The 298-nt window shown below is 59.1% G+C and carries 1 pseudogene; it reads right to left on the bottom strand.

Features of this window, described 5'->3' with window-relative positions:
- Positions 1 to 280 (bottom strand): annotated as a pseudogene (locus EN852_RS39070) (hypothetical protein); the annotation flags it as partial.
- Positions 281 to 298: the final 18 nt, after the last annotated feature.

Below are 298 nucleotides of genomic sequence, written 5' to 3'. Positions count from 1 at the left end.
AATAAGCATAGACGCTGATATACTGATCGCCGAATTCCAGGCAGTAGGCTTGCTCGGAGGAGAAGATGAACGGGATGAGCCTGGTCTTCTTCGCGGACGCCTTGACCTCGCCGACGAAGTAGGTGCCGCCCCGCTTGCGGATGCCGCCATGCGGCAGCGTGAGGAAGTTCTCGCATTTCGCCAGTGACCCGCGATAGAGGTCGAGCGAAGCGCGCGAATGGAGCCTGGGCGAAATCTCGCCGCGGGTGAAGACGTCCTGAACCGGATAGAGCGCTGTCATTAACGAAGACTCCGGAAA

This window comes from Mesorhizobium sp. M2E.F.Ca.ET.209.01.1.1, assembly GCF_004010375.2.
Classification (GTDB): domain Bacteria; phylum Pseudomonadota; class Alphaproteobacteria; order Rhizobiales; family Rhizobiaceae; genus Mesorhizobium.
The sequence above is the reverse complement of the archived record's forward strand: the minus strand, read 5'-3'. Positions and strand labels throughout refer to the sequence as shown.